This window comes from Peptidiphaga sp. (assembly GCF_057238965.1).
Map to the genome: position 1 here is coordinate 1 of NZ_DBHHEV010000100.1, position 8,308 is coordinate 8,308.

Annotated in this window: 7 protein-coding genes and 1 pseudogene; 6 read left to right on the top strand and 2 right to left on the bottom strand. The window is 63.9% G+C overall.

Annotated elements, in window-relative coordinates; translation table 11 throughout:
• The 3 genes and pseudogenes from ACO48X_RS09885 to ACO48X_RS09895 form a co-directional block, all read left to right on the top strand.
• Positions 1 to 491, top strand: a pseudogene (locus ACO48X_RS09885) (hypothetical protein); the annotation flags it as partial.
• The gene (gene drmB / locus ACO48X_RS09890) at positions 488 to 2,638 is read left to right on the top strand and encodes a DrmB family protein (RefSeq protein WP_485001922.1); all 2,151 of its coding nucleotides are present in this window, start codon (positions 488 to 490) and stop codon (positions 2,636 to 2,638) included. The pseudogene ACO48X_RS09885 and the gene drmB, both read left to right, overlap by 4 nt.
• Positions 2,639 to 2,799: 161 nt before the next feature.
• The gene (locus tag ACO48X_RS09895; RefSeq protein ID WP_485001923.1) at positions 2,800 to 3,444 is read left to right on the top strand and encodes a phospholipase D-like domain-containing protein; all 645 of its coding nucleotides are present in this window, start codon (positions 2,800 to 2,802) and stop codon (positions 3,442 to 3,444) included.
• Between the two features lie 55 nt (positions 3,445 to 3,499).
• Here ACO48X_RS09895 and ACO48X_RS09900 read toward each other — a convergent pair whose 3' ends face one another.
• Together ACO48X_RS09900 and ACO48X_RS09905 are read right to left on the bottom strand one after the other, a co-directional pair.
• A complete protein-coding gene (locus tag ACO48X_RS09900; protein ID WP_485001924.1) occupies positions 3,500 to 4,519 on the bottom strand; it encodes an Abi family protein in 1,020 nt (339 codons plus the stop codon).
• Between the two features lie 135 nt (positions 4,520 to 4,654).
• Entirely contained in the window at positions 4,655 to 6,007 is a 1,353-nt protein-coding gene (locus ACO48X_RS09905; protein ID WP_485001925.1) for a nicotinate phosphoribosyltransferase, read from the bottom strand.
• Between the two features lie 509 nt (positions 6,008 to 6,516).
• Here ACO48X_RS09905 and clpS point away from each other — a divergent pair.
• The 3 genes from clpS to murI all read left to right on the top strand — a co-directional run.
• Complete coding sequence (gene clpS / locus ACO48X_RS09910; protein ID WP_485001926.1) at positions 6,517 to 6,807, top strand: ATP-dependent Clp protease adapter ClpS; 291 nt, start codon at positions 6,517 to 6,519, stop codon at positions 6,805 to 6,807.
• A 5-nt stretch (positions 6,808 to 6,812) separates the two neighbouring features.
• Positions 6,813 to 7,502: a DUF2017 family protein gene (locus ACO48X_RS09915; RefSeq protein WP_485001927.1), complete on the top strand. Its 690-nt coding sequence runs from the start codon at positions 6,813 to 6,815 to the stop codon at positions 7,500 to 7,502.
• 10 nt (positions 7,503 to 7,512) lie between these two features.
• Positions 7,513 to 8,308 (top strand): glutamate racemase (gene murI / locus ACO48X_RS09920; RefSeq protein ID WP_485001928.1); only part of this gene is annotated, 796 nt, incomplete at its 3' end.

The following is an 8,308-nucleotide window of genomic DNA, read 5'->3' on the forward strand; positions in this document are numbered from 1 at the left end:
ACGGGCTCAACCCCGAGCACAACGCTGGGTGCGTCGCCGAGCAGGGGGAGGCCCTCGATTTGCTTGTGAAGCGCCTTGCTGACCGTATTGGGGCGGCCGCTGGCGAGGAGGAGGCAAAATATTCACGCGATCGTCTCTCCAGCCGCTTGGGGGAGTGGAAGAAACGCAGGAGGGAAGTTGAGAAAAAGGGCGGTGAGCTCGTTTACGAGCGCGGCGCCGACAACTCCCGGTACTTTCCGCTGCTCCGCTTGGCCGAGGCAATGAGCAGTCGCGGCCTGCGGCCGGACGAACCGCCGTTCGTCGTCGCCGGATCCATGCGGGAGGTACAGCCCGAGATCAATCTCCTCGTCTCTCCCGATCCCCAGCGCCTTGCCGATGCGGCGCTCGATGGCGCTCCGGCTTGGCGGCGACAGGAACCGAAAGAGGACGAAGGAACGGGCGGCGATTTCGGTGAGGCCGGCAGGGACGACGCCGAGAAGGAGGAGCGATGAGCGAGGACCAGGACATTCAAGGCGCAAGTTTCCAGCAGGAATCGATAGATGCACCCGACGACGGCATCGGCGTCGACCCCTTTGGCGACGCCGATCGTCTCCGAGAAGACCAGGCCAAGAAGAACTTCGCCAAGGTCGGTTCCTCTAGGCCGACGACGCTGCTGTACACCTACGGCCCCGGCGCCGTCATCGATTTGCCTCATTTCACGATCATGCCCACGGGGCTGGACGATTGGGAGCGGATTTGGCGGCGGCGCGACGCGGTGCCGGCAACCATCCACGCGCCCAGGCTCTTGGAAGCCGTGCAGATTATGCTCGGCCGCCAGGTGGGCGAGCTGCGGCGCTTTCCCTGGCAGCCGCCGCGGCCCGGCGTACGCCGCGACGGTGACGACCTAGGCGTGCCCGCGCTGGTTTTCCCCCAGTGGCTGCGTTGCACAGGCTGCGACCTTCTCGCTTTGCTGAGCCGTTTCGTCAACGGTTACAAGAACGACCATCCTTTCCGCCCCGATCAGGCGATTTTCGAGCACATTGACTGCCCTGGGCGGTCAGCTCGGGGAAATGGGCCTAGAGGGTCGAAGAATGCGAACAGGCGAAAAGGAAAACGACGCTCGCCCTGTGTTCCGGCCCGTTACCTCATCGTCTGCCCCAACGGGCATCTTGACGAGTTTCCCTACGACTGGTGGGTCCACGAAGGAACCCAGTGCCCCAAGGCATCCCATCCCGAGCTGTCCATGACCGACACAACCCAAGGAGGCGCCACCGCCGTCATTTCTTGCCGTGCCTGCGGAGCGCGCAGGGGGATGGCGCAAGCCCAAGGAGAAGAAGGGCGCAAGCGGCTCCCTCGTTGCCGAGGCCGCCACCCTCATCTGGGAACCTTCGAAGCGGAAGGGTGTGAGGCCGAGCCGCGTGTCATGCTTGTAGGCGCCTCGAATCTCTGGTTCGCGGCCACGCAGTCCATCATCGACATGCCGCGCTTCGACCCCGCCGAGGTGAAGCGGGATCGGGTCGCGACGCTGGGCCGCGCTCTCGGAGATGACCGGGAACTGGTGGGAAACGATCTCAACTTCGTTCGCTTACTCCTGAAACGTGGCGGCGCCGAGGCGGCCGAGTTGCTTGCCCTTGATGACCGCGAGCTGGCCGAGCTTTTGAGACTTCTTGACCTTCCAGAAGTCGATGAGGAGGACCAACGTAAATCCCGCGAAAACTGGGACCCCGTGGACCTTCTCGTCCCCGAGTGGAACTATCTTCTGCGAGAGCCTCCGGGGGATCGCCATGAAGACCCCGCCAGCGGGCTCGTCGTCTCCCCGCGCAGCCTCGGCGACGTTCCTGAAAACGTGAGCCGTGTGCTCGCCGTCGACCGTCTGCGCAAAGTCAACGCCGTCCTGGGCTTCACACGCGTCGATGACTTTGACCGAGTCGACGACTCGGAGGCCCGGCTCGTGTCCCTGGTCCGTTCTGGCCGACCTGCCTGGGTTCCCGCCACAGAGGACCGCGGCGAGGGGATCTTCATCCAGCTTGACGAAGACGCCGTCGCCCGGTGGGAAGCCAAAGTGCTCGCGAGCCCCGTGTGGGCGCACCATCGCAGCGCCCACCGCCGCAATTTCGAGCGCCGATTCTCTGAGACCGCCAAGCAGGTTGATCCCGACGATCGCCTGGCGCCGCCTCGCTACTGGCTTGTTCACACGCTTGCACACGGGCTCATCCGCCAGATGGCGATGTCCTCAGGCTACGGGGCCGCTTCCATCAGCGAACGCCTCTATGCCTGGCCCGCCAACGAGCAGCGAAAGGCCGCGGCGGGAATGCTGCTGACCACAACCGCTTCCGATTCAGACGGAACTTTGGGCGGGCTGGTTTCGCTGTCTGAGCCTAACCGTCTCGCCGAAATCGTCAGCCGCACGCTGCGCGCCATGACCCGCTGCTCTTCAGACCCCGTCTGCGCTCGGCGCATCCCTCAGGACCCCGAGGACTTCCTCCACGGCGCCGCCTGCCACTGCTGCGCGATGGTCTCGGAGACCTCCTGCGAACGCGCCAACCGTTTTCTCGATCGCCGCTTTGTTGTGCCTCTGTCAGATTTCAAAGTCGACGACGGAAAGACCGACATGGACGTTTCCGACCTCGCCTTCTTCAGCGACTGCCGGGCACAGTGAGCTACGTGTCAGCCGAGAGTCTCGAATCGCTCCGTGCTCTGGGGGCCTTTCTCACGGGGAGCGAAGCCGACGGAATAGCCGCTCGCCTTGCGGCGGGAGCCACTTTGAGCCAGGCTCTCGTCGTCGTGCCTGCGTCCAGACGACGGCGGGCACGAGAGCTGATGAACGCAGGAGGCCTCGGTCCGCAGGCCAGGGAGCTGTCTGTTGCTGTGCTCGGCGCCGTCGCCGGGGCGGCTGCGAAACTGAGGGATGTGACCCCAGTGTGGACTGCCCCCGCCGGGACGGTTGGCGGCGGGCCGCTCACAGGAGACGTCTTTGCGTTGGTCGGCGGAGCCAATGTTTCCGTCGTCTGCGCCACCTTCAATCTCCAACCCACATCAGCGCTGTGGTCGGCGTTATTGAGACTGCGTCGGGAGAATCCGGGCGTTGCCGTGCGCCTGTACCTGGATGCCCAGGCCGCTGACGGGCCCTTCGACGCGGACCGTGGAAGAGGTCGAAATCGTGGAAAGAGTCGATCGGGACGTAACCGAGGTCTGGACACTGGCGACGTCGCCCGGCAGCTGCGCGGTGCCGTCGTCATGCGAACGCGGGCCCCCGAAGACGGAAAGCGCGCCGTTACAAGCCATACCAAGTTTCTCAGCATTGACCACCGTTTCCTGCTGGTAGGGAGTGCGAACTTTTCGTACAGCGCCGAGGAACGGAACGTTGAGCTCGGTCTTCGCCTCGACGATGCCGCGCTGGCAGGCAGCGTCGAGAAGCAGATGCACGATCTCGAAGGGAGCGTCTACGAGCAGGTGCATTGCTAGGACTGGCGAGGCTCGAAAACGGGCTTGGGAGAGCGCCGCGATTGCTCTCTAAGAGCTATGGCATCCAAAGTTGCTCTTTGTCCCAGTCATCTGTGAATCCCATAGAACGTTCGGGAGAAAGTTTGAACTTTCGCACATGCTCTGGGAACCCCTTCATGACGGAAACGAATTCATCACCCCAACTCGCGTCAGGGTCTATCGCACGTAGCAAATACGCTGCCGTCGCAGCATGGAAGTAGACTCGGCGGCGATCTACGGTGGCTTCAGGCGAAGCTTGCAGATGATTTAAAAGTTCGGGAAATAAGAGCATGCAGGGATTGAGTTTGTCCGCCTGGAAGACTATCGGCCGATTCCACACACGGTTGGAATGTGCACAGTGATTTCTCAATACATTGAGCGGGCGCAGCCAACCAAGGAGAATCTCCTGAGCTTTTATGCCAAGGTCGCGAGATATACGGTTCTGATCTTTTGGCTCAAGGAGCTCAAGAAGACTGACGAGGCAACCGAAAGGCATGAACTCGACTGCGGCCCAAATTGGAACTTCTCCGTTATAGTTCCTCGTGAAGTGGAGAACATAGTCTTGTTTCCCTTTTTGGGCATTTTCTTGATAAATGTGATATTCTTTACGCCAAATTTCGTAGCGCGTCAGTTTCTTGTCTTTTGAAGATTTTCGTGAATGAGGCTCGTTTGCCTTCGCACCTAGGTTGGTGGGATCAAGATGTGCAAGGGCTCCTCGCTTGCCGAGGGTATGTCCTATTTTCACCCGTAGGCCAACTTCGATCTGCTGAAGACCGTCCAATAATGCAAGGCGAAGTTTGTGATCGAAATCGTGAAGGGCGACGCCGTCTTCGATTTGTGCTCCGTCGATGAAATTATCGAGACGCTTTGGGAGTCTCTTCTGATGCGCTGTTTGGTGATTTTTCTGCCGCAGCGAGTAAAGATAGCCTGAAAGGCGATAGTAACCAATCCTTTTGAGGTGTCTGATCGCCTGGGCGGGGTTGGAGATGATCAGCCCCCGGTCACGAAGGAGCTCGATTTGCTCTTCATATGTCAGATGCGGTTTCTGGTACTTCATTGTCCGTCCACATGTCTAGTTAAGAAAACCGACCCATCGCGCATCGGCGGCCGAAGCCTGTGATACGTGAGAGGGGCCGGTGTTTGTATTTATACGCTACACGAAACGCGGCCTTTATTCAATGAGCCGCAAGTGTCAGTCGTCGCCCTCGAAGATGTCGAGCATTTTGGTGGGGACGGCGGGCTCGCCGCTGGAGAGGCGCCAGCCGTCGTAGGGCAGCTCGGCGCGGGATTCCTCGTGGCGGGCGGCGGCCGCTGCGATGGCTGCCTTCCCGATCCGGGATTCGTCGATCGCGCCGGCGTCGACGAGCTTTACCTGAAGGGGGCGGGCGCCCGCCCGCTCGAGGTAGTCAAGGCCCTCCTGCCAGCTTCCGGCCGAGACGACGAGCTCCTGGGCGGCGCTGCCACGCTGGTCGCAGACGCGGCCCGCGACCTTGAGCCCTCCCACGCTCGCCTTGTTCTTCGAGCTTTTGGCCACTTCGTGCATTTTTCCGTCGGCGCCCTCGCGTTGGACGAGCTTGTAGACCATCTCCGCCGTCGGATGCCCCGAGCCGGTCACGACCCTCGTTCCGACGCCGTAAGAATCTACCGGCGCGGCGCCGAGGGCGGCGATGGAGTATTCATCGAGGTCGCTCGTGACGGTGATCTTCGTCGATGTCGCGCCGAGGTCGTCGAGCTGCTTGCGCACGGTGAACGCCTGGGCGACGAGGTCGCCCGAATCGAGCCGGACCGCGCCCAGCTCGCCGCCGGCCTCGCGTGCGGCGGCGACGGCGTTGTTCACGCCCTCGGTGATGTCGTAGGTGTCCACCAGCAAAGTGGTTCCCGTTCCCATCGTCGCGATCTGGGCGGCGAACGCCTCCTTCTCCGAATCGTGGACGAGGGTGAAGGAATGCGCGGACGTCCCGGCGACGCCGAGGTCATAGGTGCGCCCGCCTTCCAGGTCCGACGTCGCCGTGAAACCCGCGATCACGGCGGCGCGCGCGGCGTGGACGGCCGCGGTTTCGTGCGTGCGGCGCGCGCCGAATTCCAGGCAGGGGCGGCCGTGGGCGGCGGCCGTCATGCGGGAGGCGGCCGTGGCCACCGCCGAATCGTGGTTGAGGATCGAAAGGATGACCGTCTCCAACACGACGCATTCGGCGAATGAGCCGGTGACCGTGAGTACGGGGGAGTGCGGGAAATAGCATTCGCCCTCGGCATACCCGTAAACGTCGCCCGTGAAGCGGTAGTCGGCGAGGTACTCGGCGGTGCGGTCTGAGACGATCGCGCGAGACGCGAGATACTCGATTTCCTCGGGGTTGAAGCGGAAATCGCGGATCGCTTCGAGGAGGCGCCCGGTGCCGCAGACCACGCCGTAGCGCCTCTCGCCGGGAAGCCTGCGCCCGAAGGCCTCGAAGACACACTTCCTTTCGGCGGTGCCGGAGGCGATGGCTGCGTCGACCATCGTCAGCTCGTACATGTCGGTCATGAGCGACGTCGTGGAGAATGCCATGCGGCAATTGTACGCGAGTTGAACGCCGGACGCCGCTGCGGGCGAGCCGGGCTTGGACGCCGATCGCACAGGCCGGCGGCCGATTTGCGCGCCGCTCAGGGCGGGCAGGGGCATGGGGCGCGGGCGCGAAGCTTGTCGAGGTTGCCGGTCGGGCTTGCTGTGAGGTTGCCGGTCGAGCTTGCTGTGAGGTTGCCGGTCGAGCTTGCTGTGAGGTTGCCGGTTGAATGTGCTGCGAGGCTGCCGGCTGGGTCTGCAGCGAACCGCCCGTTTGCCCGTCGGGCTTGTCTCCGGACTGCGGGATGGGCGTGCCGGGAGACTGCCTCAGACGGCACGCGAGCCGTTGTGCGCGGAGGCTGGGGGATGCGACGCTCCCCTCGGAACAGGAGAATCCAACGCGAGCCGTTGTGCGCGGAGGCTGGGTTTTCGCATGCTGCAGGCCGCCGAAGCGTCGCCGGAGAAAACCGGGGCGAAACGTCTCAAAACAGCATGGTTACGGGTAGACTAGTTGTGTGAACAGCCAGTCGACACCCTCTTCGACGCCAGCGCCAGCGGAGGTCCCCGCGAGGTTCGGGACCTGGAGGACGGTTGTCCACAATGACCCGGTCAATCTCATGACGTACGTCGAGTGGGTTTTCGAAAGCTATTTCCACATGAGCAGGCGCCGGGCGCGCATGCTCATGCTCCAAGTGCACAACGAGGGCCGGGCCGTCGTCTCGCGCGGGGCGCGCGAGCAGATGGAGGCCGACGCTCAGGCCATGCAGTCCTACGGGCTGTGGGCGACGATCGAAGAGGCGGAGTGAGGGCGATGGAGGCGTTCAGACCCTGGAGGGGCGGCTACCTGTCCAAAGCGCAGGAGACCGAGCGGCGTCTGCTTGCGCGGATGGCGTGCGACGTCGTCGAGATGCTCGGCCATTCGATGGCCGATCTGGCCGAACGCGAGAGCTCCGACGCGGCGGGGGAGGATCCGCTCGCCGTTTACGAGGCCGAGCTCTCCGGCGTCGCAGACGGGTATGCGAGCTCCGGACGGGCGGACCCAGAGCTGGCGGACTCCGGGCGGTCGGGCGGACGCAGGCCCATCGACGACGCGATGTTCCGGCTCCTTCCGGACATGTCCGAGGACCCGAGGCAGGCCGAGGCTCTGCGGGAGATGACCTCTGCGAGCCTGTCGGCCGCCAAGGCCGAGCATCTGTTCGTACTGTGGCGGTCGGTCAACGGGGCCACGGACGACGTGTGGGTCGGCAATGAGGACATGCCCGGGTGGATATCGGCGATCAACTCGATCCGGCTGGTGCTCGCCTCGCGCCTGGACATCCAAGGCGAGGAGGACGGACGGGAGATCTACGAGGCAGCCCAGGACATCACGGGGGCAAACGGCAAGGGCAATCAGCGCGAGGTGCAGACCCCCGACGAATTGCTTCGCGTTCTCTACACGATGGTTACCTGGTGGCAAGAGTCACTGCTTTTGGCTGCGAGGAATAAGACTCCTCACCGATAAAGTTTTGTCCATGGACTTTCGCCCCATAGGCATCTTCGACTCCGGCGTTGGCGGGCTCACCGTTGCGCGCGCGATCATCGACCAATTCCCGGAGGAGTCGATCACCTACATCGGCGACACCGCCCACACTCCGTACGGGCCGAAGCCGATCGCCCAGGTGCGCGAGCTGGCCTTGGACATCATGGACAGCCTCGTCGACTCCGGCGTCAAAATGCTCGTCATCGCCTGCAACTCGGCGTCGGCCGCGGTGTTGCACGACGCGCGCGAGCGCTATCAGGCCGCGCGTTCGATCCCCGTCGTCGAAGTCATCCAGCCCGCGGTCAGGCGCGCGGTGTCAGCCACGCGGAACCGGCGCATCGGAGTCATCGGAACGGCGGCGACAATCGGGTCGGGCGCCTACGAGGACGCCTTCGCGGCGGCGCCGGACCTGACGCTGACGACTGCGGCCTGCCCCGAGTTCGTCGAGCTGGTCGAGGCGGGGATCACCGCGGGCCCGCAGGTCGAGGAGGTCGCCGAGCGCTACCTCGCGCCCGTGCGCGACGCCGGCGTGGACACACTCGTGCTCGGATGCACGCATTATCCGCTGCTTGCGGGGGCCATCGGATACACGATGGGCGAGTCCGTCACGCTCGTTTCGTCCGCCGACGAGACCGCCCGTGACGTCTACGCCGAGCTCGCCTCCCGGGACCTGTTCGCCCCGCCCGGAAACGAGCCCGACCGCCGCTTCTACGCGACGGGGGACCCCGCCCGCTTCGGCGAGCTCGCGGGAAGGTTCCTCGGCCCGGAGGTCGGCGCGGCGCGTTCGA

Bases quoted from the DNA above. Each gene is read 5' to 3' on its own strand.
- ACO48X_RS09905 (WP_485001925.1), bottom strand. From the start codon at position 6,007: ATGGCATTCTCCACGACGTCGCTCATGACCGACATGTACGAGCTGACG.
- drmB (WP_485001922.1), top strand. From the start codon at position 488: ATGAGCGAGGACCAGGACATTCAAGGCGCAAGTTTCCAGCAGGAATCG.
- ACO48X_RS09895 (WP_485001923.1), top strand. From the start codon at position 2,800: ATGAACGCAGGAGGCCTCGGTCCGCAGGCCAGGGAGCTGTCTGTTGCT.
- ACO48X_RS09915 (WP_485001927.1), top strand. From the start codon at position 6,813: ATGGAGGCGTTCAGACCCTGGAGGGGCGGCTACCTGTCCAAAGCGCAG.
- ACO48X_RS09900 (WP_485001924.1), bottom strand. From the start codon at position 4,519: ATGAAGTACCAGAAACCGCATCTGACATATGAAGAGCAAATCGAGCTC.